22 protein-coding genes and 1 tRNA gene are annotated in these 26,511 nt (G+C 58.6%); 9 read left to right on the forward strand and 14 right to left on the reverse strand.

Annotated features, from left to right (window positions below):
• Window positions 1-50: 50 nt before the first annotated feature.
• The 4 genes from AS136_RS08155 to AS136_RS08170 all read right to left on the reverse strand — a co-directional run bounded on the left by AS136_RS08155 (window position 51) and on the right by AS136_RS08170 (window position 2,192).
• Window positions 51-341 (reverse strand): putative quinol monooxygenase, encoded by a 291-nt coding sequence (locus AS136_RS08155; protein ID WP_008806799.1) that lies wholly within the window; start codon window positions 339-341, stop codon window positions 51-53.
• 1 nt (window position 342) lies between these two features.
• Window positions 343-1,350: a zinc-binding alcohol dehydrogenase family protein gene (locus AS136_RS08160; protein WP_063266747.1), complete on the reverse strand. Its 1,008-nt coding sequence runs from the start codon at window positions 1,348-1,350 to the stop codon at window positions 343-345.
• Between the two features lie 112 nt (window positions 1,351-1,462).
• Window positions 1,463-1,930 (reverse strand): DUF3237 domain-containing protein, encoded by a 468-nt coding sequence (locus AS136_RS08165; protein ID WP_063266748.1) that lies wholly within the window; start codon window positions 1,928-1,930, stop codon window positions 1,463-1,465.
• Between the two features lie 167 nt (window positions 1,931-2,097).
• Window positions 2,098-2,192 (reverse strand) — tRNA-Sec (locus AS136_RS08170).
• Between the two features lie 292 nt (window positions 2,193-2,484).
• On the opposite strand from AS136_RS08170, the gene AS136_RS08175 reads away from it, so the two are divergent.
• The 3 genes from AS136_RS08175 to AS136_RS08185 all read left to right on the forward strand — a co-directional run bounded on the left by AS136_RS08175 (window position 2,485) and on the right by AS136_RS08185 (window position 7,091).
• On the forward strand, window positions 2,485-3,879 hold the full coding sequence (locus AS136_RS08175; protein WP_032733950.1) for a glycoside-pentoside-hexuronide family transporter: 1,395 nt from the start codon (window positions 2,485-2,487) through the stop codon (window positions 3,877-3,879).
• A gap of 12 nt (window positions 3,880-3,891) precedes the next feature.
• Window positions 3,892-6,210 carry an alpha-xylosidase gene (gene yicI, locus AS136_RS08180; protein WP_063266749.1) on the forward strand — a complete coding sequence of 773 codons (2,319 nt, stop codon included), beginning with the start codon at window positions 3,892-3,894 and terminating at the stop codon, window positions 6,208-6,210.
• A 158-nt stretch (window positions 6,211-6,368) separates the two neighbouring features.
• Window positions 6,369-7,091 (forward strand): MurR/RpiR family transcriptional regulator, encoded by a 723-nt coding sequence (locus AS136_RS08185; RefSeq protein ID WP_016161976.1) that lies wholly within the window; start codon window positions 6,369-6,371, stop codon window positions 7,089-7,091.
• Between the two features lie 725 nt (window positions 7,092-7,816).
• Here the strand turns inward: AS136_RS08185 and AS136_RS08190 are convergent.
• The 4 genes from AS136_RS08190 to AS136_RS08205 form a co-directional block, all read right to left on the reverse strand.
• Complete coding sequence (locus AS136_RS08190; protein WP_023323389.1) at window positions 7,817-9,196, reverse strand: family 4 glycosyl hydrolase; 1,380 nt, start codon at window positions 9,194-9,196, stop codon at window positions 7,817-7,819.
• A gap of 12 nt (window positions 9,197-9,208) precedes the next feature.
• Window positions 9,209-10,768 carry a PTS transporter subunit EIIC gene (locus AS136_RS08195; protein WP_023298351.1) on the reverse strand — a complete coding sequence of 520 codons (1,560 nt, stop codon included), beginning with the start codon at window positions 10,766-10,768 and terminating at the stop codon, window positions 9,209-9,211.
• Between the two features lie 250 nt (window positions 10,769-11,018).
• Window positions 11,019-12,716: an AsmA family protein gene (locus tag AS136_RS08200; RefSeq protein WP_038421905.1), complete on the reverse strand. Its 1,698-nt coding sequence runs from the start codon at window positions 12,714-12,716 to the stop codon at window positions 11,019-11,021.
• Between the two features lie 140 nt (window positions 12,717-12,856).
• Window positions 12,857-14,248, reverse strand: coding sequence for a nucleobase:cation symporter-2 family protein (locus tag AS136_RS08205; protein WP_063266750.1), 1,392 nt, complete (start codon window positions 14,246-14,248; stop codon window positions 12,857-12,859).
• Between the two features lie 284 nt (window positions 14,249-14,532).
• Between AS136_RS08205 and gltS the strand changes: the two genes are divergently transcribed.
• The gene (gene gltS, locus AS136_RS08210) at window positions 14,533-15,735 is read left to right on the forward strand and encodes a sodium/glutamate symporter (protein WP_008806809.1); all 1,203 of its coding nucleotides are present in this window, start codon (window positions 14,533-14,535) and stop codon (window positions 15,733-15,735) included.
• Between the two features lie 114 nt (window positions 15,736-15,849).
• On the opposite strand, the gene glpK is transcribed toward gltS, so the two are convergent.
• Window positions 15,850-17,361: a glycerol kinase GlpK gene (gene glpK / locus AS136_RS08215; RefSeq protein ID WP_008806810.1), complete on the reverse strand. Its 1,512-nt coding sequence runs from the start codon at window positions 17,359-17,361 to the stop codon at window positions 15,850-15,852.
• A 21-nt stretch (window positions 17,362-17,382) separates the two neighbouring features.
• Window positions 17,383-18,234: an MIP/aquaporin family protein gene (locus AS136_RS08220; RefSeq protein WP_012540293.1), complete on the reverse strand. Its 852-nt coding sequence runs from the start codon at window positions 18,232-18,234 to the stop codon at window positions 17,383-17,385.
• A gap of 442 nt (window positions 18,235-18,676) precedes the next feature.
• Here AS136_RS08220 and zapB point away from each other — a divergent pair, with 442 nt between their 5' ends.
• From zapB to AS136_RS08240, 4 genes are all read left to right on the forward strand, one after another.
• Window positions 18,677-18,922: a septal ring assembly protein ZapB gene (zapB, locus tag AS136_RS08225; protein WP_008806812.1), complete on the forward strand. Its 246-nt coding sequence runs from the start codon at window positions 18,677-18,679 to the stop codon at window positions 18,920-18,922.
• 151 nt (window positions 18,923-19,073) lie between these two features.
• On the forward strand, window positions 19,074-20,063 hold the full coding sequence (locus tag AS136_RS08230) for a sulfate ABC transporter substrate-binding protein (protein WP_002922936.1): 990 nt from the start codon (window positions 19,074-19,076) through the stop codon (window positions 20,061-20,063).
• A 246-nt stretch (window positions 20,064-20,309) separates the two neighbouring features.
• Complete coding sequence (locus tag AS136_RS08235; protein ID WP_162823399.1) at window positions 20,310-21,080, forward strand: CDP-diacylglycerol diphosphatase; 771 nt, start codon at window positions 20,310-20,312, stop codon at window positions 21,078-21,080.
• Between the two features lie 64 nt (window positions 21,081-21,144).
• Complete coding sequence (locus AS136_RS08240) at window positions 21,145-22,449, forward strand: SLC13 family permease (protein WP_016161971.1); 1,305 nt, start codon at window positions 21,145-21,147, stop codon at window positions 22,447-22,449.
• A 92-nt stretch (window positions 22,450-22,541) separates the two neighbouring features.
• Here AS136_RS08240 and tpiA read toward each other — a convergent pair whose 3' ends face one another.
• Window positions 22,542-23,309: a triose-phosphate isomerase gene (tpiA, locus tag AS136_RS08245; RefSeq protein ID WP_002922909.1), complete on the reverse strand. Its 768-nt coding sequence runs from the start codon at window positions 23,307-23,309 to the stop codon at window positions 22,542-22,544.
• A gap of 109 nt (window positions 23,310-23,418) precedes the next feature.
• Window positions 23,419-24,018 (reverse strand): YiiQ family protein, encoded by a 600-nt coding sequence (locus AS136_RS08250; protein WP_008806815.1) that lies wholly within the window; start codon window positions 24,016-24,018, stop codon window positions 23,419-23,421.
• A gap of 112 nt (window positions 24,019-24,130) precedes the next feature.
• Between AS136_RS08250 and AS136_RS08255 the strand changes: the two genes are divergently transcribed.
• Complete coding sequence (locus AS136_RS08255) at window positions 24,131-24,559, forward strand: DUF805 domain-containing protein (protein ID WP_004173894.1); 429 nt, start codon at window positions 24,131-24,133, stop codon at window positions 24,557-24,559.
• Here the strand turns inward: AS136_RS08255 and fpr are convergent, their stop codons facing one another.
• Complete coding sequence (fpr, locus tag AS136_RS08260) at window positions 24,560-25,306, reverse strand: ferredoxin--NADP(+) reductase (protein ID WP_012540295.1); 747 nt, start codon at window positions 25,304-25,306, stop codon at window positions 24,560-24,562.
• Window positions 25,307-25,456: 150 nt separating this feature from the next.
• On the reverse strand, window positions 25,457-26,467 hold the full coding sequence (glpX, locus tag AS136_RS08265) for a class II fructose-bisphosphatase (protein ID WP_016161970.1): 1,011 nt from the start codon (window positions 26,465-26,467) through the stop codon (window positions 25,457-25,459).
• Window positions 26,468-26,511: the final 44 nt, after the last annotated feature.

Genomic DNA, 26,511 nt, shown 5'->3' on the forward strand with positions numbered 1-26,511 from the left:
CCCGTGCGGCGGAGGGGCGTGATTTTCCCACCCCTCGTGAATCGAACCTGCTAAGGCTCAATCGCCGTCAGGTAGTCCAGCCGCAGCGGCTCAGCCAGCAGGGACTCCATTTGCGTCATAAACGCCTGAAAATAGGGCATCGCGACATGCGCATCGAGGGCGTCCTGTCCCTGCCACGCCTCGCGCATGTAGAAGGTGTCCGGCGCGTCGCGCAGCTGAAACAGGGCGTAGTCGAGATTGCCCGGCTCCTGTCTTGTCGGCAGGAGCAGCGCCTGCAGGGCCTGGCGCAGGGCGTCCGTCTGGCCCGGTTTCGCCTTGAGCACGGCGATAAGCGATATCATCTTAAAACCCCTCGAGCACAATCTTGCCGACGGCACGCCCGGTTTCCAGCTGGCGATGCGCTTTCTGCAGATTGGCGGCGGTGATGGCGCCGTAGTGTTCGCCGAGGGTGGTTTTGATCGTGTGGCTGTCGATCAGCGCCGCCACGCGGGTGAGCAACTGATGCTGGGCGATCATATCATCCGTCTCAAACATTGAACGGGTGAACATAAATTCCCAGTGCAGGGACAGGCTTTTCGCTTTCAGCGGCACCACGTCGAGGGTCTCCGGGTCATCAATCAGCGCCAGCTTGCCCTGCGGGGCGAGGGCGTCGATCAGCGCGTTGAAGTGCTGCTCGGTGTTGGTCAGGCTGGCGACATGGGTCACCGCGCTGATGCCAATGCGCGCCAGCTCGTTGGCGAGCGGCTTGCTGTGATCGATCACATGGTGCGCGCCCGCCTCGCGGACCCACTGCTGGCTCTCCGGACGCGAGGCGGTGCCGATCACCGTCATGGCGGTCAGTTTGCTGGCCAGCTGGGTCAGGATTGACCCCACGCCGCCCGCCGCGCCGACGATCAGCAGCGTGTCGCCCGCATTGCCGCCTTCCTTAACGCCGAGACGGTGAAACAGCAGCTCCCAGGCGGTGATCGCCGTCAACGGCAGCGCGGCGGCAGCGGCGTTATCGAGGGTGCGCGGTTTGTGCGCCACCAGGCGATCGTCCACCAGCTGATATTCACTGTTGCTGCCGGCCCGGCCCAGCGCGCCGGCGTACCAGACCTCATCACCCGGGGCGAACAACGTCACCTCCTCACCGACGGACTGCACCACGCCAACGGCGTCCCAGCCCAGCACCCGCGGTGTGTCGCCCTGGAAGCCGGCGCGCACTTTGGTGTCTACCGGATTGACCGAGATGGCTTTCACGGCGACCAGCAGGTCACGCCCGTGGGCGGTGGGGACCGGCAGGTCGATCTCAGTTAAAGAAGGGATGTTGTTGCCGTCAGCGGCGGCTTGAGTAATGGCGATAGCTTTCATAACTGCTCCGGTCTGTGATTCGGGTGAATGAAAAGATGACGCGATAGTAGACCGCTGCCGGGAGGGGAAAAACGGGCTAACGGCAATAACAGTTATATGCAGAAAGTGAAAATCAGCCCACCTGATAGAAATCGAGCATTACCCCATCCTGGGTCCGGCCACCGGCGCAGATAAACAGCGAGGTGGTTAGCCAGCTGAGCGCGGGGGTATCCACCTCAAAGGTGGGCACGGTGCGAAAATAGATGGCTTCTGGCGGAATATCGCTAAAAAAGCGCATATCGTCGGCGAATAGCTGGTCATGATACTGGGCCGGCACCCGGCGGATGCCATTGTTTTCCACATAGACGGTCCCTTCCGCCACCTGCAGGGCATAGCGGGCGGACAGCCTGCAGGTGCCGTTGGGTTCGATTATCTGGCTGTCGACGCCGCCGGGCAGCACGTGGCCGCGAAGTTGACCCGAGACGCTGCCGCCGATAATCGGGATCAGCTGGCGCTTACCGGTCTGCGGGCTGCGGGAGACAATTATCGGTTTATCAACCTGGATGGTAATGGAAAAACAGTGTCTGAGTTCGGGGGTCATTATGGCTCTCCTGTTTCGGTTGGCAACGGCACGCGGCCACCGCGCCAGTGTAACGGGTTTGCGAGAGACAAAATAACGCAGGGTTTGGATGAAAATGATTGGCTGGGATGATGAGTTTGGGGGTGCTCAGGTTGGTATGGCGTGGCTTTGGGGGAGCAGAGGCAAACTGGCGGAAGATCACAGGAGTTGAACCTGCCCGGGACCGCTGGCGGCCCCAACTGGATTTGAAGTCCAGCCACCTCACCGGAGATGACGATCTTCCGCGCCTCGATTGCTACATGGAGGCGGGGCGCATTATAGCTACTTTCAGCCGTTTACCACATACCTAAACGCACTTTTTTACTGTTAAAACTGGACTTTACAGAACAGTCCTGGACAAATCCTCACAAAATCCGTGAGTTACACTTTTTCACTCCCTGATTCCCTACCACGATCACAGAAAACAAGAAACGTAATCTGATAACGAGATATCGCAATTCATCTTACTGCGGCAAAGGTTTACAAAAATCGTAACCGGTACCAATCCGCGGTGCCGCTAAGGGAATAGTGCGCATATGAAAGATCATATTTTGTCCGTCAAAGAGAAAATTGGCTACGGCATGGGTGACGCCGCCAGCCACATCATTTTTGATAACGTCATGTTATACATGATGTTTTTCTACACTGATATTTTTGGTATCCCCGCCGGCTTTGTCGGCACCATGTTCCTGCTGGCGCGGGCGCTGGACGCGATTTCTGACCCGTGCATGGGCTTGCTTGCCGACCGAACCCGTAGCCGCTGGGGTAAGTTCCGCCCATGGATCCTCTTCGGCGCCATCCCGTTCGGCCTCGTCTGCGTGCTGGCCTACAGCTCGCCGGATTTAAGCCACAACGGCAAGCTGATCTACGCCGCCGTGACCTACACGCTGCTGACCCTGCTCTACACCGTGGTGAATATCCCCTACTGCGCGCTGGGCGGCGTGATCACCGACAACCCCACACAGCGCATCTCGCTGCAGTCCTGGCGCTTCGTGCTGGCGACGGCGGGAGGCATGCTCTCCACCGTGCTGATGATGCCGCTGGTCAACTTTATCGGCGGCGAAGACAAAGCGCTCGGCTTCCAGGGCGGCATCGCGGTGCTCTCGGTGATTGCCTTCCTGATGCTGGCCTTCTGTTTTTTCACCACCAAAGAGCGTGTCGAAGCGCCGCCGAGCAGTACCTCGATGCGTGAAGACCTGCGCGATATCTGGCGCAACGACCAGTGGCGCATCGTTGGCGTACTCACCATCCTCAATATCCTCGCGGTCTGCGTTCGCGGCGGCGCGATGATGTACTACACCACCTGGATCATGGGCTCGGCGGCGCTGTTCACCGTCTTCCTCACCACCTACTGCGTCGGCAACCTGATTGGCTCGGCGCTGGCGAAACCGCTGACCGACTGGAAATGCAAAGTCAGCGTCTTCTGGTGGACCAACGCCCTCCTGGCGGTGCTCAGCGTGGCGATGTTCTTCGTACCGATGGACGCCGAAATCACCATGTTCGTCTTTATCTTCATCATTGGCGTACTGCACCAGCTGGTGACGCCAATCCAGTGGGTGATGATGTCCGACACCGTCGACTACGGCGAATGGTGTAACGGCAAACGCCTGACCGGCATCAGCTTCGCCGGCACCCTGTTTGTGCTCAAGTTAGGGCTGGCGCTGGGCGGCGCGCTGATCGGCTGGATGCTGGCCGGCGGCGGCTATGACGCCGCCGCTAAAACCCAGAACAGCGCCACCCTCACCATCATTATCGCCTTGTTCACCCTCGTTCCGGCGGTGTGCTACCTGTTGAGCGCGGTGATCGCCAAACGCTACTACACGCTGAAAACGCCGTTCCTGAAAAAAATGATGGCCGAGCTGGCCGAGGGCGCGCGTCGCAACGAACAAGATTTCACCGCAGCCCCGATCGATAAAGAATGGCAAAACTAAGAGGACGTTTTAATGAAAATCAGTGATGGAAACTGGCTCATTCAACCAGGGCTCAACCTGATCCAACCCGTACAGGTTTACGAGGTGGAACAGCAGGGAAATGAAATGGTGGTCTATGCCGCGCCGCGCGATGTTCGCGAACGTGCCTGGCAGCTGGATACGCCATTGTTCACCCTGCGCTTTTTCTCGCCTCAGGAAGGGATAATCGGCGTGCGCATGGCGCACTTCCAGGGCGCGCTGGATAACGGCCCGCACTATCCGCTGAACGTGCAGAAAGACGTCCATGTCGAAATAGAAAATACGGCCGGGTTCGCCGAGCTGAAAAGCGGCAACCTCAGCGTGCGCGTCACTAAAGGTGAATTCTGGGCGCTGGATTTTCTGCGCGACGGCGTGCGCATCACCGGTAGCCAGTTGAAAAACAACGGCTACGTGCAGGATAGTAAGACCCAGCGCAACTACATGTTTGAGCGCCTCGACCTCGGCGTCGGCGAAACCGTCTACGGCCTCGGCGAGCGCTTTACCGCGCTGGTGCGCAACGGCCAGACGGTAGAAACCTGGAACGAAGACGGCGGCACCAGCACCGAGCAATCCTACAAAAATATCCCCTTCTATCTGACCAACCGCGGCTACGGCGTGCTGGTCAACCATCCGCAGCGCGTCTCCTTCGAGGTGGGCTCGGAGAAGGTCTCTAAAGTCCAGTTCAGCGTTGAAGGCGAATACCTTGAGTACTTCGTCATCGACGGCCCGACGCCGAAAGCGGTGCTTAACCGCTATACGCAGTTCACCGGCCGCCCGGCGCTGCCGCCGGCATGGTCGTTCGGTCTGTGGCTGACGACTTCGTTCACCACCAACTATGACGAAGCGACGGTGAATAGTTTTATTGACGGCATGGCTGAGCGCCATCTGCCGCTGCACGTCTTCCACTTCGACTGCTTCTGGATGAAGGCCTTCCAGTGGTGCGATTTTGAATGGGATCCGCTAACTTTCCCGGACCCGGAAGGGATGATCAAACGCCTGAAGGCGAAAGGGCTGAAGGTCTGCGTGTGGATCAACCCGTACATCGGCCAGCGCTCGCCGGTGTTCAAGGAGCTGAAAGAGAAGGGCTACCTGCTGAAGCGCCCGGACGGTTCGCTGTGGCAGTGGGATAAGTGGCAGCCGGGGCTGGCGATTTATGACTTCACCAACCCGGAAGCCTGCCAGTGGTACGCCGACAAGTTAAAAGGCCTGGTGGCGATGGGGGTCGATTGCTTCAAGACCGACTTCGGCGAGCGTATCCCGACCGACGTCCAGTGGTTTGACGGTTCCGATCCGCAGAAAATGCACAACCACTACGCCTTCATCTATAACGAGCTGGTGTGGAAGGTGCTGAAAGAGACCGTCGGCGAGCAGGAGGCGGTGCTGTTCGCCCGTTCCGCCTCGGTGGGCGCGCAGCAGTTCCCGGTGCACTGGGGCGGCGACTGCTACGCCAACTACGAATCGATGGCGGAAAGCCTGCGCGGCGGGCTGTCGATCGGCATGTCCGGCTTCGGTTTCTGGAGTCACGATATCGGCGGTTTCGAAAACACCGCGCCGGCCCACGTCTACAAGCACTGGTGCGCCTTCGGCCTGCTCTCCAGCCACAGCCGGCTGCACGGCAGCAAATCCTATCGGGTGCCATGGGCCTACGACGAAGAGTCCTGTGATGTGGTGCGCCACTTCACGCAGCTGAAATGCCGCATGATGCCGTATCTTTATCGCCAGGCGGCGCTGGCCAACGAGTTCGGCACGCCGATGTTGCGTGCGATGATGCTCGAGTTCCCGGACGATCCGGCCTGCGACTATCTTGACCGCCAGTATATGCTCGGTGATTCGGTCCTGGTGGCGCCAGTGTTCTCCGAAGCGGGCGAGGTGCAATTTTATCTGCCGGATGGGCGCTGGACGCACCTGTGGCATAACGATGAATTACCGGGTAGCCGCTGGCATAAGCAGCATCACGATGCGCTGAGCCTGCCGGTCTACGTTCGTGACAACACCCTGCTGGCGCTGGGCAACAATGACCAGAAACCCGATTATGCCTGGCATGAGGGCACCGCCTTCCAGCTGTTCCACCTCGAGGATGGACGCGAGGCACGTTGTGACGTTCCGGCGGCAGACGGCTCGACGATTTTCACCCTGAAGGCCAGGCGCCAGGGCAACACCATCGCCGTGAGCGGCGAAGGCGAGGCCCGCGGCTGGACGCTGTGTCTGCGTAATATCCCGCAGGTCGCGGGCGTGCAGGGCGGGACTCAGGCCGGCAGCGAATGGGGTGTGGTAGTGAGCGCCGAGGGCAATACGCTGACGATTACCCTGTAAAACACCATCTTAACGGCTGCAACCCTCTCCGCCAGCGGCGAGGGTTTTTTTATTTCATTTTTGTACAAAAAGTAACGTTCATTTCATAGTGGTGACTCAGGCCGCAGACGCTGTCGCCGAACGGTGTTAGCGTATTCTGCCGTTGAGAGGAGCCCGCCATGGACTTAGAAAATATCTTTCGTGACGTGAAGCTAAGCAAAACGGAAATGACCGTGCTGCGCTTTATTCAGAACGACCCGGAGCAGTGTATCCGCCAGGGAGTCCGCGCTGTGGCCGAACAGTGCTACAGCAACCCCTCTTCGCTGGTCCGGCTGGCGAAGAAACTGAAGTTCAGCGGCTGGCTGGAGCTGGTCTATTTCATCAAGTTCAATATCACCATGCCGAAGCTCGATGTCACCAACGATATCGACTACATGAGCGTTCAGCCGGAAGAAGCGCTGACGCTGCTGCTGGCAAGCCTTAAACAGCAGCGCATCCTGATCCACGGCAGCGGCTTTTCGCAGCTAATCGCCCAGTATATTTACAACAAGTTCCTCGTCACCGGCGTGAATGCCAGCCTGGCGCTGTGGCCGGATTATGAAATCCTCGAACAGAAAAACGCCGCCCGCTTCGACTCCATCTGGATCGTTTCTAAATCCGGGCGCAGCAGCTCGGCGCTCAACTGGGTGAAGGCCCTGGAGGGGAAGGAGATTAATCTGGTCTGCTTTACCGGCGATTACCAAAGCCCGCTGGCGCAGGCTGCGGATACGGCGTTTATTATTCACGACCCGCAGAAGTTCGACGATGATATTTACTGGAGCAACCCGTTTTTTGGCTACTGCATCTTAGGCTTTGAGCGACTATTGAAGATGTGGTTTACCAGCCTACGCAGCAATAGTTAGCCCCCGCTAAGCGTAGCGCGAGCGGGGAGCTCCCGGATGGCGGCTGGCGCCTTATCCGGGCTACCGGGTGATACGGCAATTTTGCCGGGTGTCGGCTTACGCCTGACCCGGCCTACATCAAATACAAACCGCTCCGTTTGTAGCCCGCTAAGCGCGGCGCGAGCGGGGGAGTTCCCGGATGGCGGTTGGCGCCTTATCCGGGCTACCGGGTGATGCGGCTATTTTGCCGGGAGGCGGCTTACGCCTGACCCGACCTACATAAAATACAAACCGCTCCGTTCGTAGCCCCGCTAAGCGCGTCGCGAGTGTGGGAGTTCCCGGATGGCGGCTGGCGCCTTATCCGGGCTACCGGGTGATACGGCTATTTTGTCGGGTGGCGGCTTACGCCTGACCCGACCTACATCAAACACAAACCGCTCCGTTCGTAGCCCCGCTAAGCGCGGTGCGGGCGGGGGGAGTTCCCGAATGGCGGCTGGCGCCTTATCCGGGCTACCGGGTGATGCGGCTATTTTGCCGGATGGCGGCTGGCGCCTTATCCGGGCTACCGGGTGATGCGGCTATTTTGCCGGATGGCGGCTGGCGCCTTATCCGGGCTACCGGGTGATGCGGCTATTTTGCCGGGTGGCGGCTTACGCCTGACCCGGCCTACATAAAACACAAACCGCTCCGTTCGTAGCCCCGCTAAGCGCAGCGCGAGCGGGGGGGAATCCCATCGGCAATGCGGGTTACTGCCAGGCGGCGAATTGCTCATCGTCGAGATAGGCTTCGACCAGGGTTTTCGCCAGCGAATAGGAACCGATCAGCGGGTGCGCCATCAGCGCCCGCACCGCCAGCGATTTATCCTGCTGCAGGATTGCCGCCACCGCCAGCCGCTCATACTCCTTCACGCAGGAAATCATATTCTTCTGCGCCGTCGGCACCTTCACCGGCGTCACCGGCTTGAGGCCATCCCGGCTCAGGTCGCAGCTGATCTCGATCACGTCGTCAGGGCGCAAAAAGTCGAGCGTGTCGTGATTCTGGATCGATACCACGATACGCTTGGTGGTGGTGCTGTTCACCGCTTCCAGGATATCCAGCGCCACCCCGGCATAGCCGCCGGTGTCCGGCTCTTCGATAAACTGGCGCAGCGTCAGCGGTTCGCGGGTGTGGAATTTTTCCTGCTGCGACTCATTCTGCATATAGCTGTTTTCCCGGCGCAGGTAATGCTGCATCCAGATGGTGAAAGCGGCTTCCGGTTGCGTTCTGGCATCCACGGTGCGCAGCGCCTCGCGCATCTCCTGATTGATACGGGCGATCTGCTCTCCGCGCGTCTCGCCGGCCTCCTGAATCGCCTTCAGCGCCACCTCTCGATAGTAGTAATAATAGAGATATTCATTGAGGAGCTGATTATCGCAAAGCCGCACCAGCTCCGGGGAGAAGTACTGCATCGCCGTCTTCTGGTACAGTTCCGGGCTGGCGATCAGCCGTTCGGTTACCTCTTCCCCGCGTACGGTGAAGTGGGTAAACCATGAGAAATGGTTCAGCCCATAGCATTCCACGCTGAGGTCGCGTTCTTCACAACCAAGGATCGCCGGCAGTTCACGAATCAGCTCGGAGGGAGCATCGCAGATCCCATAGACCCGGCGCTTAAAACCGGACTTGACGATCGCTTCCGTCACCAGGCCTGACGGGTTGGTAAAGTTAAACAGAATGGCGTCTTCGGCGGCATGTTCTTCGATCAGCCGGCAATAGCGAAGGATCGCCGGGATCGAACGCATGGCCATCGCGAAACCGCCGGCGCCGGTGGTCTCCTGGCCGAGGGTGTTATGCTGAAGCGCAATGCGTTCGTCGCGAATACGGCTTTCGTCACCGCCAACCCGCAGGGTGGTAATGATATAGTTGGCATCCTGCAGCGCTGCGATCGGGTCGGTAGTGGTACTAAACTGAATATCCGGGCGAATAGTATTAAATACATAGCGGGCAATTTCGCCAAATATCGCCAGATTATCAGCAGAGTTATCGAGAAAAACCACTTCTGTTAAACCAATGCGGTGAGCGTTATAGGCCAGAGATTTCGCTAAAAATGCAGAGCGAACGCCGCCCCCGCCTAATACGGTTAATTTCATACAAACTCCTCATTAATTTTCTGCTAACCAGTTATCAACCCGGGAACGTACCTGTCCCACTTTGACGCCATAAATAACCTGAACTTCATTACGATTTCGTACGACGCCGTTGGCGCCGGTATTTTTTAATTGCGCGTCATCAACCCGCGCCATATCGCGCACGGCCACGCGCAGACGAGTAAAACAATTATCGACGGAGAGAATATTCTCCTTGCCCCCGAGGCCGCGGATAATGTCATCGGTGACCGACTGCGGTTGCGAGACTTTCTGGCGGTACTCTGCTTTGCTGTAAAGCTTCACGTTCTCGTCATCTTCCCGGCCCGGCGTTTTCAGATTCAGCTTCACCACCAGGGTGCGGAAAATCACGTAGTAAACGGCGAACTGGCCGATACCAATAAGGACATAGCCCGGCCAGCGCGTTAAGGAGACCGGCAGCGGCAGGTTATAGATCAGAAACTCGATCAGGCCCGATGCTCCCCAGGGACGTACGGTGAAAATGTCGCAAATGGCCTGCGAGGCGGCGGTTAACGTCGCGTGGATCACCCACAGCAGCGGCGAGACAAACAAGAAGGTGAACTCGATCGGTTCGGTGATACCGGTCAGCATCGAGGTGATGATCGCCGGCAGCAGGATCGCCTTCGCCATCACTTTCTTCTCCGGTTTCGCGGTGTGGTAGAACGCCAGCGAGGCGCCCGCCAGGCCAAAGATAGTGGTCATCCCTTGCTGCGAAAAACGTAATGCGTCGTTCATGACCGGCGTCAGGTCGGGGTGGCGCATATAGGCGAGGAAAATGGCCTGGGTCCCGGAGACCACCTGACCGTCCACGTGCAGGGTGCCGCCAATCTGGGTGAGCTGGAAGGGGGACCAGACGAAATGGTGCAGGCCGGTGGGGATAAGGAATTTTTCAAAGAAACCATAGACGAAGACCCCGGCGACCCCGGCATTTTTCATAAAACCGGTGAGGGCGGAGATGCCGTGGGTCATAAAGGGCCAAATCCAGGTAAAGGCGATGGCGTAGAAGATAACCACCGGCGTCATCGCCACCAGCGTCAGCTTGGCGCCGCCGTACATCGACAGCGCGCCAGGCAGCTCAATGGCAGAGACTTTATTGTGCACCCACGCAATCGTGCAGCCGAGAATAATGCCCAGGAAAACGCCCATATCCACCACCACAAAGCCCAGCAGCTGGGTTTGCCCGGTGCCATAATATTCACCGTTAATTTTTTCGGCGAGTCCGTGGGTGTGTTCCAGCCAGGAGTGGTTGGCGCCAAGGAACATAATGAAGCACATCACTGCAACCAGCGCGACTTCGGTTTTTTTATCCTTTGCCAGGCCATAGCTAATGCCGACGCAAAATAATAAGCCGAGGTTGCCAAATAAAGGCCAAAAAGTGTCGCCGAGCATTTGCCCAAGCTGATGTAAGAAACTGGTTTCAGCAATTAATGTCGGATTAGTTAATACTGAACTGAGGGCCAGAATTAAGCCAATGACCGGCAAGAACAATACGGCGCCGATCATGGCCCGGGAGAATTTTTGCATATTCTCCAGAATACGCTGACGTATTTCAGGCATGATTGATCCTTTTATATTTTTGTAGGTACAGGGAGCGGTTTTTTATCGACTTCCAGTAATTTGGTTATAGCAATTCTGATATTTGAAAGGAACCTGTTGCGCTAAATAGGTACAGATAGCCGCGTATTGCACACAGGTTTCAGGACTCGCACCCCAACCCCCTCCCTGAAAGGGAGAGGGCGTGGCCAGAGCGGAGTTTGTCGGAAAGCATGCCCTCTCACCGTGGGGAGAGGGCCAGATGAGGGGGATTTTACTGCGGCGCGGCGGGGGCGGGGCTGACCTCGCCGTTGCGCATGATTTGCGCCACCTGCTGTTTCTCCATATTCACGGCGCTGAGCTGCCCGTTGACCGTCGGCTTGAGCGGGGCATCGGCCTGCACGCTGCCGCTGGCGGTCAGCTGGAGATTGCCATCCCCGCTTATCGGTAGCGACGGCCAGCCCCAGGCCTGCAGAATATTCAGCGGCACGCCGCGGCCGGTAAAGCTCAGATTGACCTGGCGCTGCGGCAGCTGGGATACCGCGGTGGTGGCCTGCAGAATGCCGCGCTCGGTGAAGGCGCTAAGCTCAGTGATATTGACCGTCGACGCTGTCGCGCTCAGCTTGAGTGACGGGCGGCGCACGTCGATCCGGTTAAAAGTCGCCGCCGCGGCGTTCAGCGTCGCGCTGCCGTTCCATACTCCCCAGTTGCCGTTTTTCACCAGCTGTAGCTCGCCGCCATAGCCATCGAGGGCGGTAATTTGCCACGGGAAGGCAGGATCCACATCGATGATCAGGTTACGGCTGGCGCTGAATTTTTTCAGCGTCAGGCTTTGCAGCCAGGCTGGCATCGGCGCCATCCACAGCTGTTTCCAGTTCGCCGGCAGCGTGTACTCCAGTCCGGCGAAGGCGGTGTCGTCGAGCACCAGCGCGTTACCAGCGCGCAGCCAGTTGCCGGAGGTGCGCACCATGCCGCCCTCCCAGCGCGAGGAGAACTGGCGCAGCGCAATGCCCTGGGGAGAGAATTCAGCATTCAGAATCGGGTCGAAGAAGTGCAGCGAGCCGTAGATAAATTCGCTGGCGTTCATCGACAGCGTGCCGTCCTGGCTCTGCCAGCCGCCGTGGCTGAGCGTCAGGTTGCGCAGGCTCAGGTCGAGGTCGGTTACCGCCCAGTCCGGCCCCTGCAGGCGGGCGTCGGTGATATCCAGGCGGCCAATCTGCAGAGAGGGGACCGTGGTTAACGGCGCGAAAAACTCGGCCAGCGAGGCGGGGCTCTGCAGTCGAATCTCATTGAGCTGGAGGTTATCCACCAGCCAGCTGCCGTCGGCGCTGCGTTTCGCATTGCCGGTTAAGGTGCCGCGGGCGACATCGGCGCCGAGGGTGGAGAGGGTCACTTCACCCTGATCAATCCTGCCCTGAATCAGAACGTTGCTGGCTTCGACGCCATTGAGCGTCATCGAGCCCGCGCTCATCTGGATCTGCGCCGTTTTCCCCAGCACATTGCCCGCTTCCGGCGTCCATGGACTGACGCCGCCGGTGACGCGCTGCGCGCTGAGCGCCCAGCCGGTTTCCGGGCTGTTGAAAGCCATGTTGCGCAACATCAGCCGGTCGGCAGCGAACGGCAGGTCTGCAGAGTGGGGTGACAGATTCAGAGTGCCGTCGTTAAGGACTATCTCATCCGCATGCAGCGGATCGCTAAACTGGCGGGTGCTGAAGCCAATATCGACCGTTTTTGCCACCAGGGTGGCCGGCTTGCCTTCCCGGCCAAAGGTGACGTTTTGCAACTGCACATGAAGAGGGGAGGAGAAATCGTGTTCCATCGCATCGAAGGAGACCTGCCAGCCGGTGCCATTGCTGAGCCAGGCGCTGGCCTGGCGGGCGCCCCAGTGGGTTTGCAGCAGGAACCACGCGCCAACAATGACGAGCAGCAGAGCGACTAGCAGCCAGAGAATCAGCTTTCCAAGAAATTTCATGGTCTTCCATTCTGTGAGATGCACATCACCGTGTTATGCCCGATTTAGGCGCACTTCTCAAGGCGGGCGTGGTTTATTTCCGTGATGAGGCAGGTCGTGGAAAGCGTCCCGGCCAATGGCGCGACCGGGAGCGCGTCAGATCAGGCTTTTTCTGGCGGGAAAATTAAATTCAGAACTATCGCTGTGATACCACCGGCGGCAATCCCCGAAGAGAGCAGGTTTTTCAGCCAGTCTGGGGCGAACTGCAGGATCAACGGCTGCTGCGACACGCCGAGGCCCACTGCCAGCGACAGGGCGATAATCAGGATCGCCCGACGGTTCAGCGGCTCACGGGAGACGATGCGCACGCCGGACGCGGCAATGGTGCCGAACATCACCAGCGTGGCGCCGCCGAGCACCGGCTCAGGGATGTGCTGCACGAAGCCGCTCACCGCCGGGAACAGACCGAGGACGATCAGCATCAGGGCGACCACGAAACCGACGTAGCGGCTGGCGACGCCGGTCAGCTGGATCACGCCGTTGTTCTGGCCGAAGCAGGAGTTCGGGAAGGTGTTGAAGACCGCGGAAACAAAGGAGTTGAGGCCGTTAGCCAGCACACCGCCTTTCAGGCGTTTCATATACAGCGGGCCGGAAACCGGCTGTTCGGAGACGTCTGAGGTGGCGGTGATATCGCCGATGGTTTCCAGGGAGGTGATCATAAACACCAGCATCAGCGGCAGCAGCAGGCTCCAGTCGATACCGAGACCATAGTAGAGCGGCGTCGGCACGGTGATGAGGCTGCTGTTGGTCGGGGCGGTATTGGCTGGCAGCATATCGAGGAACCATGCCGCCAGATAGCCCGCCGCCATGGCAATCACCAGCGAAGCAATGCGCAAATAGGGATTACGCTGGCGGTTGAGAATAATGATCAGCGCCAGCACGATGCCCGCCAACAGCAGGTTCTTCGGCGCGCCGAAAGTGTGGTCGGCCATCGCCGCGTAGCCGCCGCCGATGGAAGTCAGTCCGACCTGAATCAGCGACAGGCCGATAATCATCACCACCACGCCGGAGACCAGCGGGGTAATGATGCGGCGCGCCAGGTGCAGGACGCGGGAGAGGACCATTTCCGTGCAGCTGGCCAGCATCAGGGTGCCGAACAGGGCGGCCATCATGGTGGGGACGTCGGCGCCGCCGGTTTTCAATGCGGTACCGCCCATGATCAGCGGGGCGACAAAGTTAAAGCTGGTGCCCTGGATGGAGAGCAATCCGGAGCCGACCGGGCCCCAGGCTTTGATCTGAATAATAGAGGCGACACCGGAAGCGAACAGCGACATGCTGATGATATGTTTGGTATCTTGCGCCGGGAGACCGAGAGCCTGGCAGATTAACAGCGCTGGAGTGATCACCGCGACAAACATCGCCAGCAGGTGCTGGAAGGCGGCGAACAGGGTTTGCGGTAGCGGTGGGCGATCTTCGAGGCGGTAGATTAATTCGCTAGCTGATTTATGCGCAACCGGTTGCGCATTTTCTGACTCTGCGGTGTTAACGGACATCACAAGCAATCCCAAGGTGGCAAAGCGGGAATTTTATCGGACTGTAGACCAAAAGCAAACGTTTGCCAGCATTTGGTCATAAAAATTTATGCCGTGAATATGCGCAACGAGGTTATTAACATTTTGTATGCTAAATCGCATCATTAAGGATACAAAATATCTTTTTCTGTCATTTTTTCCGCCGTTCTGCGTAAAATCCCCTTCTGACTCCTCATGATGAGAAGCTAAAGACACCAGGAATTACGTCGCGTGTGAATGGATCATGCGCCCATAAGGAGCTTTTTATGTTTCACCTCGATACCTTATCGACGCTCGTTGCCGCAACGCTTGTGCTATTGCTCGGCAGAAAACTCGTGCAAACCGTTCCCTTCCTCAAGAAATACACCATTCCTGAACCTGTTGCCGGCGGTTTGCTGGTAGCGCTGGCGCTGCTGGTGCTGAAGAAAAGCATGGATATCGAAATTGATTTCGATATGAGTCTGAAAGACCCGCTGATGCTGGCGTTCTTCGCCACCATCGGTCTTAACGCCAACCTCGCCAGCCTGCGGGCCGGCGGCAAGGTGCTGGGCACTTTCCTGATCGTGGTGGTTGGCCTGCTGCTGCTGCAGAATGCCCTCGGTATCGGCATGGCGACGCTGCTGGGGCTGGATCCGCTGATGGGCCTGCTGGCCGGGTCGATTACCTTATCCGGCGGCCACGGCACCGGGGCGGCGTGGAGCAAGCTGTTCGTTGAACGCTACGGTTTTGCCAACGCCACCGAAGTGGCGATGGCCTGCGCGACTTTCGGCCTGGTGCTGGGCGGCCTGATCGGCGGTCCGGTGGCTCGCTACCTGGTGAAGCACTCTTCCTCTCCGGACGGCACACCGGACGATCAGGTGGCGCCAACCGCCTTTGAAAAACCGGACGTGGGGCGGGTGATCACCTCGCTGGTGCTGATCGAAAGTATCGCCCTGATCGCTATCTGTCTGACGGTGGGCAAGGTGGTTGCGCAACTGCTGGCGGGCAGCGTCTTCGAGCTGCCGACCTTCGTCTGCGTGCTGTTTATCGGTGTGATCCTTAGCAACAGCCTGGCGCTGGCGGGGTTGTACCGGGTGTTCGATCGCGCGGTATCGGTGCTGGGCAACGTCAGCCTGTCGCTGTTCCTCGCCATGGCGCTGATGAGCCTCAAGCTGTGGGAGCTGGCCTCGCTGGCGCTGCCGATGATTATTATCCTGGCGGTGCAGGCGCTGGCGATGGCGCTGTATGCGGTGTTCGTTACCTACCGGATGATGGGCAAGAATTACGATGCCGCGGTGCTGGCGGCGGGCCACTGCGGGTTTGGTCTGGGCGCAACGCCGACGGCGATTGCTAATATGCAGGCGATTACCGACCGCTTTGGCCCGTCACATATGGCCTTCCTGGTGGTGCCGATGGTGGGAGCGTTCTTTATCGACATCGTCAACGCACTGGTGATTAAGCTATACCTGCTGCTGCCGATGTTTGGCTGATAAAAAACCCGGAAGCGGTGCTGCGCACCTGTCCGGGCTACAAGATCGTGCTGCTTGGGGTTTTGTAGCCCGGCTAAGGCGTTTACGCCGCAAGCCGGGAATACCTCCACAATCTTACGCTTCGTCGTGCTCTTCCCACGCTAACGCGCGTTTCACCGCTTTCTTCCAGCCGCTGTAACGATAGTTACGCTCAGTGGTTTCAATCCCCGGGCGGAATTCGCGCTCAATCACCGCTTTCTCCTGCAGCTCGTCCAGATTCTGCCAGAAACCGACCGCCAGACCCGCCAGATAGGCCGCGCCCAGCGCCGTCACTTCGCGTACTTCCGGACGCTCGACACGGGTGCCGAGGATATCGGACTGGAACTGCATCAGGAAGTTGTTAGCCACCGCGCCGCCGTCCACGCGCAGGGCGTGCAGACGAATGCCAGAGTCTGCCTGCATCGCCTCCAGCACATCGCGGGTCTGATAGGCGATGGACTCCAGCGTCGCACGGATAATGTGGTTGGAGTTCACGCCGCGGGTGAGGCCGAAAATCGCGCCGCGGGCATACGGGTCCCAGTATGGTGCGCCAAGACCAGTGAACGCGGGTACCACGTATACGCCGTTGGTATCCTTCACTTTGGTGGCGAAGTACTCGGAATCGAAGGCATCGCTGATGAGCTTCATCTCGTCGCGCAGCCACTGAATAGACGCGCCGGCCATAAACACCGCCCCTTCCAGCGCGTAGTTCACCTCGCCGCGCGGGCCGCAGGCGATGGTGGTCAGCAGACCGTGGGTGGAGGTGACCGCTTTTTCACCGGTGTTCATCAGCATAAAGCAGCCGGTGCCATAGGTGTTTTTCGCCATCCCTTCTTTGACGCACAGCTGGCCGAACAGGGCCGCCTGCTGGTCACCGGCGATCCCGGCGATAGGAATACGGGTCCCGCCTTTACCACCGATGTTGGTCTGGCCGTACACTTCGGAAGACTTGCGCACTTCCGGCAGCATGGCGCGCGGAATGTCCAGCGCGTCGAGCATTTTGTCGTCCCAGTCCAGCTCGTGGATGTTGAATAGCATGGTACGTGAGGCGTTGGTGTAGTCGGTAACGTGCACGCGGCCCTGGGTCATCTTCCAGATAAGCCAGGTGTCAACGGTGCCGAACAGCAGCTCGCCGCGTTTCGCACGTTCACGGGAACCTTCGACATGGTCGAGGATCCATTTTACCTTGGTGCCGGAGAAGTAGGGGTCCACCACCAGGCCTGTGGCCTTGCGGATATACTCTTCCATCCCGTCACGCTTGAGCTGCTCGCAGATCTCCGCGGTACGGCGGCACTGCCAGACGATGGCGTTGTAGATGGGTTTACCGGTCTCACGCTCCCACACCACCACGGTCTCACGTTGGTTGGTGATGCCGATGGCCGCGATCTGATCGGAGTTGATATCCGCTTTGGCCAGCGCTTCGACCAGCGTCGAGCTTTGGGAAGCCCAGATTTCCATCGGGTCATGTTCGACCCAGCCTGGCTTAGGATAAATTTGTTCAAATTCTCGCTGGGAGACGCTGACGATATTGGCATCATGATCCATCACAACGGCCCGGGAGCTGGTAGTGCCCTGGTCAAGCGCAACGATATATTTTTTGTCGGTCATAGTCGGTGTCCCGTAGTCAGATTACAGCGAAGCTTTATGTTGAGTGGTGGAAGAGGAGGGGCTCTGTTGCTCTTCCTCCACGCAGGTGTCGCAAGGCAGGTGACGGCCAATCAGCTTACGATAGCTGAATGCGCCCAGCGCCGCGCCGACCACCGGTGCGCACAGCGGCACCAGAAAATAAGGAATATCTTTGCCGCCGGTGAAGGCGACGTCGCCCCAGCCGGCCAGCCAGGCGAAAGCTTTCGGGCCGATATCACGCGCCGGGTTCATGGCGAAGCCGGTCAGCGGTCCCATGGAGGCGCCAATCACCGCAATCAGCAGGCCGATCAGCAGCGGAGCAAGCGGGCCGCGCGGCACGCCGTTGCCATCGTCGGTCAGCGCCAGGATGACGCCCATCAGGATAGCGGTAATCACCATCTCTACCGCGAAGGCCTGCACAAAATTGATATGCGGGTTCGGATAGGTGGAGAAGATGCCGGCCAGATCGAGGCTTTCTACGCTGCCGCGGACCATATGGTGGGTGGTTTCATAATCGAGGAAAAGATTGTAGTAAAGCCCGTAAACTAATGCCGCAGCGCAAAAGGCGCCAGCGAATTGCGAAATGATAAAAGGGACCACTTTGCGGCCATCGAAGCAGGCGAACAGCCACAGTGCGATAGTTACCGCAGGGTTAAGGTGCGCACCGGAGACCCCAGCGGTCAGGTAGATCGCCATGGCGACGCCCAGACCCCAGATGATGCTGATTTCCCATTGCCCGAAGCTGGCTCCCGCGACCTTGAGCGCAGCCACGCACCCAACGCCGAAAAAGATCAACAACCCGGTACCGAGGAACTCTGCGATGCACTGGCCTTTTAAGGTTGATGTTTGGCTCATAATCGAATCCTGAAGCGTGGTGATGATTATTGTATGTAGGGTGGTCACAGACGACCATATTGCCATGTAGGCATAGTGTTAATTTATCGTTAACGAGCAAAAACGAGAAATATCGAACTTCAAATGTGTGTACCGCGTCAAGAAAATGAGCGTTTTCGCGCCATCCGCGCGCATTGAGACCGGTGCCGGAGCGTTTCACCTCGCATTTTGTTAACCATAAAATTAACAATGACCCATGAAGTACGAGCGAACTGCGCTGAAAGCACCAGGTAAAGACTGAAAAGTGTTGCAAACCGCAATCTGCGCGGCTTGCCGCTGGACAGGGGCGGCGGGGATTCATACAATCGACGATAACACCGCTATGTGCGCTAATTTTCGTTAAGGCGGGACCGCGTATACGAAACACGAGTTTCTATCAACGCCTTGCAAGTTCAGGAGAGGTATGACGATGTCATTAGAAGTGTTTGAGAAATTAGAATCTAAAGTTCAGCAGGCGATTGATACCATCACTCTGTTGCAGATGGAAATCGAAGAGCTGAAAGAAAAGAACAACACCCTGGTTCAGGAAGTTCAGAGCGCGCAGCATGGTCGTGAAGAGCTGGAGCGCGAAAACAGCCAGCTGAAAGAGCAACAGCAGGGCTGGCAGGATCGCCTGCAGGCGCTGCTGGGCCGTATGGAAGAAGTCTAATCGCTTCGCGCCCTCTCCCGCCCGGGAGGGGGCAATCCTTATTCACCTCTTTATATCCACAAGTTATAGCCAATCTTTTTTTATTCTTTAATCATTGAATCGCTTTCTGGCACGCTTAGCCCATCACAACACACATAAAGAGAGCGGTGCGATGAATAAGTGGGGCGTAGGGTTAACTCTGTTGCTGGCATCCGCCAGCGTTCTGGCAAAAGACATTCAGCTTTTAAACGTTTCTTATGATCCAACGCGCGAGCTGTACGAACAGTACAACAAAGCGTTTAGCGCGCACTGGAAGCAGGAGACCGGCGACAACGTGGTGATCCGCCAGTCGCACGGTGGTTCTGGCAAACAGGCGACCTCAGTGATTAACGGTATTGAAGCGGATGTGGTCACACTGGCGCTGGCCTACGACGTAGACGCCATTGCTGAACGCGGCCGTATCGATAAAAACTGGCTGAAACGCCTGCCGGATAACTCCGCACCGTATACCTCAACCATCGTGTTCCTCGTCCGCAAGGGCAACCCGAAACAGATCCATGACTGGAACGACCTGATCAAACCGGGCGTGTCGGTCATTACCCCGAACCCGAAAAGCTCCGGCGGCGCCCGCTGGAACTATCTGGCAGCCTGGGGCTATGCTCTGCATCAGAATCACGGCGACCAGGCCAAAGCCCAGGAATTCGTCAAGGCGCTGTATAAAAACGTGGAAGTGCTGGACTCCGGCGCGCGTGGTTCGACCAATACCTTCGTAGAACGCGGCATCGGCGATGTGCTGATTGCCTGGGAAAACGAAGCGCTGCTGGCGACCAACGAACTGGGCAAAGACAAGTTTGAAATCGTGACCCCGAGTGAGTCGATTCTGGCTGAGCCGACCGTCTCTGTGGTCGACAAAGTGGTGGATAAAAAAGGCACGCGCCAGGTGGCGGAAGCGTACCTGAAGTATCTCTACTCGCCGGAAGGCCAGGAGATTGCGGCGAAGAACTTCTACCGCCCGCGCGATCCGAATGTGGCGAAGAAATATGCTAACGAGTTCCCGAAACTGAAGCTGTTTACTATCGATCAGGAGTTCGGCGGCTGGACGAAAGCGCAGAAAGAGCACTTCTCCAACGGCGGCACCTTCGACCAGATTAGCCAGCGTTAATCCTCTTGTCCCTGCTTGCGCTACGCTTAGCAGGGCTACAGTTCTGCTTCGTCTGGTAGCCCGGGTAAGGCGGAACGCCGCCACCCGGGGAATCCCCGGCTTTCTCTGCGCTTAGCCGGGCTACTATTTGCACCGTCCGTAGCCCGGGTAAGGCGCCAGCCGCTACCCGGGATAACGCCCCACCCGCCATCTGTTTTCATTTAGTCATCAAATTACGTTACTCTTCCGCTTCAGGCTTAACAGGGAATGAAAATGAGAAGAGTAAGATACTTTTTGCTGGCGCTGCTGGTGGCGATCCTCGCGGCGCTGGCGGGCGGCTACTACTGGCTGCACTCCGGCAACCCGGACGCATTACGCAAGATTGTCCTGCAGCAGTGCGTACCCCATCAGCAACAGCAGCAAAATCCGTCGCCGTGCGCGGAAGTGAACCTCAAGGGCGGCTATGTGCTGTTTAAAGACCGTAACGGCCCGCTGCAGTATTTGCTGATGCCGACCTACCGCATTAACGGCACCGAAAGCCCGCTGCTGCTGGACCCGTTGACGCCGAACTTCTTCTGGCAGGCCTGGCAGGGACGTGAAATCATGAGTCAGCGTCACGGCGCGCCGGTTCCTGATAACGCGATATCACTGGCGATTAACTCGCGCAGCGGACGCACGCAAAACCATTTCCATATTCATATCTCCTGCCTGCGCCCCGATGTGCGCGCGCAGTTAGATAAGGATGCGCGCGCGGTCAGCAGCCGCTGGCTGCCGCTGCCGGGCGGGCTTCAGGGCCATGAATACCTGGCGCGCCGGGTGACGGAGGCCGAACTGGCCCAGCGCAGCCCGTTCCTGATGCTGGCGGAAGAGGTGCCGGAGGCGCGCGAACATATGGGACGCTTCGCGCTGGCGATGGCGCAGCAGAGCGACGGCTCGCTGGTGCTGCTGGCGACGGAGCGTAACCTGCTGACCCTGAACCGGGCTTCAGCGGAAGAAATTCAGGATCATCGTTGCGCCATCCTTAACGCAAACCACTAGTTCTGGCGTTTACCTGTCTTACCTGTCGTCGTATTCTTGCTGAAAAAAACGACAGGAGACAGGCATGTCGCTCTGGCTTACCCACCCGCTGTTCCTTCCTTCATTGATTGTCGGCGTCACCATTGTGCTCTGGGCGACGTCGCTGCTGCCGGAATTTATCACCGCGCTGCTGTTCTTCGCGGCGGCGATGATGGCCAAAATCGCTCCGCCGGAGGTGATCTTCGGCGGCTTTGCCTCCTCGGCGTTCTGGCTGGTGTTCAGCGGCTTTGTGCTCGGTATCGCGATCCGTAAAACCGGGCTGGCGGACCGGGCGGCGCAGGCGCTGTCTGCGCGGCTCACTGACTCCTGGCCGCGGATGGTCGGCAGCGTGGTGTTGCTGAGCTACGCGCTGGCGTTTGTGATGCCTTCCAACATGGGACGTATCGCGCTGCTGATGCCGATCGTGGCGGCGATGGCCCGCCGCGCGGGCATTGTCGATGGCAGCCGCGGCTGGTTCGGCCTGGCGCTGGCGGTGGGGTTCGGCACCTTTCAGCTTTCGGCGACGATTTTGCCCGCTAACGTGCCAAATCTGGTGATGAGCGGCGCGGCGGAAGGCTCGTACGGTATCCATCTGAATTATGTTCCCTATTTGCTGCTGCATACGCCGGTGCTTGGCTGGCTGAAAGGGGCGGTGCTGGTGGCGCTGATTTGCTGGCTGTTTCCCGGCAAGCCGCATCCACCTCGTGACCTGGCGCCGCTGCCGCCGATGAGCCGCGACGAGAAACGTCTGGCGTGGCTGCTGGCGGTAGTCCTTACGCTATGGGTGACCGAGAGCTGGCACGGCGTCGGCCCGGCGTGGACCGGCCTGGCGGCGGCAGTGGTCACGCTGCTGCCGCGGGTGGGCTTTATCAACGGTGAGGAGTTTGCCAGCGGGGTGAATATGCGCACCTGCATTTATGTTGCCGGGATTCTGGGACTGGCGATCGCCGTTACCCAAACCGGAATTGGCGGTGCGGTGGGCAATGCGCTGCTGCAGGTGATGCCGCTGGATAAAGACAATCCGTTCACCAGCTTCCTCGCCCTGACCGGGATAACCAGCGCGCTGAACTTTATTATGACCGCCAACGGCGTGCCGGCGCTGTATACCACTTTTGCGCAGAGCTTTGCCGACGCGACCGGCTTTCCGCTGCTCAGCGTGATCATGATTCAGGTGCTGGGGTATTCCACGCCGCTGCTGCCCTATCAGGCGTCGCCGATCGTGGTGGCGATGGGGTTAGGCAAGGTCCCGGCGAGGGCGGGGATGCAACTGTGTCTGGTGCTGGCGGCGGTGAGTTATCTGATTTTACTGCCGCTGGACTACGCGTGGTATCAGCTGTTGGGGAAACTGTAACGGCAAAAGAAAGCCCGGCTTGCGCTGTGCTAAGCCGGGCTCCCGAGTTTTGTCAGTCACCCCGGTCGCGTTTCGCCACCGGGAAAAGCGAATTACGCTTTTTTCGCTGCTTCTGCTGCTTTAACGATCACCGCGAAAGCGTCAGCTTTCAGGGAGGCGCCGCCAACCAGCGCGCCGTCGATGTCCGGCTGGGTGAACAGCTCTGCTGCGTTGCCAGCGTTAACGGAACCACCGTACTGGATGATCACTTGCTCAGCGATTTTCGCGTCAGCTTTAGCAATGTGGTCACGGATGAATTTGTGCACCGCCTGAGCCTGAGCCGGGGTCGCGGATTTGCCGGTACCGATAGCCCATACCGGTTCGTAAGCGATAACCACGCCTTCGAAAGCGGCAGCGCCCTGCGTTTTCAGCACGGCGTCGATCTGACGTGCGCAAACTTCTTCGGTTTTGCCCGCTTCGTTTTCGGCTTCGGTTTCACCGATGCACAGTACCGGGGTCAGACCCTGCTCTTTCAGCACAGCGAATTTCTTCGCGATCAGCTCGTCGGATTCTTTGTGGTAGGTACGACGCTCGGAGTGGCCGATGATGATGTACTGTGCGCCGATATCTTTCAGCATTTCGGCGGAGGTTTCACCGGTGAATGCGCCGGACAGGTTCACGTCAACGTTCTGCGCGCCCAGGTGAATGTGGCTGCCTTCTGCCGCACGTTTAGCCAGGTCCAGATACATTTCCGGCGGGGCGATGGCAACTGCACAGCCGCTTACGCCAGCCAGCTCGGTACGCAGGTTCGCAACCAGTTCGTTTACCATGTGGCGGCTGCCGTTCAGTTTCCAGTTACCCATCACTAAAGGATGTCGCATTTTAATTCTCCACGCTACTTAAGCGAATTAAGGAATATAGCCGCCCCAGAGGGCAGCATGGTCTGTGAAACAGTATAGAGACTCGTCACTGGAAAGGCTTTGCTTTTTGTCATTTATTGTTGCCTTCCAGCGTTTCAGATAACGCCAGCTTAATCGGTTCAATGGCGAAGGTCAGACCCTTTTCGCCATGATCTGCCACCACATAGCGTACAGCGCCTTCGGTATCGGCAAAGTAGCGTTTGCCCTTGCCGGCGGTCAGCAGTTTCTGCAGCTTTTGCTGGCTTTGCGCCGGGCTAAGGGTGGGGACAAAGGCGCGGATCATGGCGCTCATATACTCCAGCGCTTTGGCTTTCGCCGCCTTTTGCTCCGGCCCCTGGATCGGCAGCCAGGTGATCTGCATGGATTTGATCTTCAGCGTGCCGCGCTCCAGCGCGGTCGAGGCATAGAGATTTTCATTAATTTTGCTGGCGGCGCGGGTCAGATTAGCCTGATCCCGGCTGGTGGCGATGGAACGGAATTCGTTCAGGGGCAGCTTCGGGTTATCGGCGTTAAATTTTTCCCGGAACTGGCTGATCGACAGGTCAAAACTCGGGGCGCCAGAGAGCAGATAGGGCGCCGCTGTCGCCGATTCGCTTTCTGCGGACAACGCGTGCGGGCCGACGGTCAGGCCCATCAGCCCACTTAAACACAAGATTGTCCACTTCTTCATGCCCGTCGTTCCTTTTTTTGCCTGCTGACGATTAAATCGGGAAGCGCGGCGCTTGTCAAAAAGTCACGACGCCAGGGTAAACTACGCAGACGATGATGATAAGGAAAAACGCATGACCCTACAGCAGTGGTTATTCTCAATTAAAGGGCGCATTGGCCGCCGCGATTTCTGGATCTGGATTGCCATTTGGCTGGTGACCATGAGCGCCCTGTTTACCCTGGCAGGCAGCAATCTTCTCAACCTGCAGACGGCGGCGTTTATTATCGTCTGCCTGCTGTGGCCGACGGCGGCGGTGGTGGTCAAGCGGCTGCACGATCGCGGCAAATCCGGACTGTGGGCGCTGCTGATGATTCTGGCGTGGATGCTGCTGGCGGGGAACTGGGCGATGCTGCCGCAGGTCTGGCAGTGGGGCGTCGGGCGCTTTGTGCCGACGTTGATTATCGTCATGATGTTGATCGACCTGGGGGCGTTTGTCGGCACCCAGGGCGAGAATAAGTTCGGCAAGGAGACCCAGGACGTGCGCTGGAAAGCGGACGCCTGATTACCAGTAGTGCTCCGCTGTCATATGGCCCGGCCGGCGACGCAGATGTTTGGTCATCTGCCGGGTCTCTTTTAACAGCTGTTGGGTATCGCGCACCATTTGCGGGTTGCCGCACAGCATGACGTGGCTGGTGTCGGTGTTCATCGCCAGCCCGACCGCCTCTTCCAGCGCGCCGGTTTCAATCAGGAACGGTACCCGGCCGGTCAGCGAGCCTTCCACTGTTTCGCGACTGACCACGGTCTGGATGCGTAGTTTACCGGCATAGCGCTGCTCGAGTTCGCGCATCAGCGGCAGATAGCTCAGGTCCGCGGCGTAGCGGACGGCGTGGACCAGTACCAGGTTGTTAAAGCGTTCAAGATCTTTGCCTTCCTGCAAAATTGACAGGTACGGCCCGAGGGCAGTGCCGGTCGCCAGCATCCACAGGGTATCGCAATCCGGTACCTCCTCGAGGACGAAGAAACCTGCCGCTTCACTCACCACCAGGACTTCATCGCCCGGCTTCAGCGCCGCCAGACGCGGGCTCAGCTTGCCTTCCGGGACGGTGACCAGATAGAACTCGAGATCGGGATTGCCGGGGGCATTGACGTAGGAGTAGGCGCGCTGCACGCGTTCTCCGTCGATTTCCAGTCCGAGCTTGGTAAACTGCCCGGCGGTAAACGGATGAACAGGCGCCCGCACGTATAAACTGAACAAGGCATCCGTCCAGTACTCCACTTTTGTCACTTTGCCGCTAACCCAGTCCGCCATCGTCTTCTCCTGTTGCCAAGCGATGCCTTATCTTCGGTCCAGACGAGCAAGATTTCCACCCCGAAGGTACAAGAAAGCTCTATTGATCAAATATAAACGAAGAACAGGGCAACCGCCTGCGGACGGTTGCCTGGGAGAGAAAAAGCGGTATTACAGGATGTGCTGCTGGATGTCCGGATCTTTACGGTCGAGGTAATGAATCGACTGAATACGACGGATAGTGCGCGACTTGCCACGGATCAGCAGCGTCTCGGTGGTGGCCATGTTGCCCTTGCGGGTGATGCCGTCCAGCAGATCGCCTTTGGTGATCCCGGTGGCGGAGAAGACGACGTTATCGCTGCGCGCCATTTCATCCAGACGCAGCACTTTGCCTGCTTCAATGCCCATGGTTTTGCAGCGCGCCAGCTCGTTTTCACCGATGCGGCGGTTCTCTTCGTTATCGCCCTTCACGTGGTGGCGAGCCAGCAGACGCCCCTGCATATCACCGTCGAGGGCGCGGATCACCGCGGCGGAAACCACCCCTTCCGGCGCGCCGCCGATGCCGTACAGTACGTCGACTTCGCTATCCGGCATGCAGGTGAGAATAGAGGCCGCGACGTCGCCATCGGGAATCGCGAATACACGCACGCCCAGCTGCTGCAGCTGGGCAATGACCGCGTCGTGGCGCGGTTTCGCCAGCACGGTGACGGTCAGCTCGCCCAGCGGCTTGTTCAGGGCGCGGGCGATATTGTGCAGGTTATCTTCCAGCGGCAGATTGAGATCGATGGCGCCTTTGGCGCCGGGGCCGACAATCAGCTTTTCCATATACATATCCGGCGCGTTGAGGAAGCAGCCCTTATCGCCGACCGCCATCACCGCCAGGGCGTTGGCCTGGCCCATCGCCGTCATGCGGGTGCCTTCGATGGGATCGACGGCGATATCTACCGCATCGCCCTTGCCGGTACCCACTTTTTCGCCGATATAGAGCATCGGCGCTTCATCGATTTCGCCCTCGCCGATGACGATGGTGCCGTCGATATTGACGAGGTTAAGCATAATGCGCATGGCGTTAACCGCTGCGCCGTCGGCGGTATTCTTATCGCCGCGGCCCAGCCATTTATAGCCCGCCAGCGCGGCGGCTTCGGTGACACGCGAAAATTCGATGGCCAGTTCTCGTTTCATAATCCACTCGTTGTGTAGAAAAATTGCCCGCAGCGCGGCAAAAG

This window comes from Klebsiella sp. D5A (genome assembly GCF_001620885.1).
In the GTDB taxonomy this organism is placed as follows: domain Bacteria; phylum Pseudomonadota; class Gammaproteobacteria; order Enterobacterales; family Enterobacteriaceae; genus Klebsiella; species Klebsiella variicola.